The 283-nt window shown below is 43.5% G+C and carries 1 protein-coding gene; it reads right to left on the reverse strand.

Features of this window, described 5'->3' with window-relative positions; all coding sequences use genetic code 11:
* Positions 1–283, reverse strand: a 283-nt coding sequence (locus AAEY75_RS14650; RefSeq protein WP_352259973.1) for an ATP-binding cassette domain-containing protein, incomplete at both ends; no start/stop codon positions are given.

The following is a 283-nucleotide window of genomic DNA, read 5'->3' on the forward strand; positions in this document are numbered from 1 at the left end:
GGGCAAAGCAACGTTATCGAACACCGTGTATCGTTCTAATAGACGATGATTTTGAAAAATAATACCAATGTCGCGGCGTGCATACGGAATTTGTCGTGAATTTAACTTATTCAAATCCACGCCATTGATAAACACATTACCCGCAGAGGGGCGTTCCATCAAGCTAATAAGCTTTAAAAGTGTACTTTTACCGGCACCACTGTGGCCCGTTAAAAAAGCCAGTTCGCCTGGTTTTATATGAAAACTCACTTTTTCAAGCGCGCGATGCCCACCGGCATAGGTT

The sequence above is a fragment of the Psychrobacter sp. TB55-MNA-CIBAN-0194 genome (assembly GCF_040309505.1).
In the GTDB taxonomy this organism is placed as follows: domain Bacteria; phylum Pseudomonadota; class Gammaproteobacteria; order Pseudomonadales; family Moraxellaceae; genus Psychrobacter; species Psychrobacter fozii.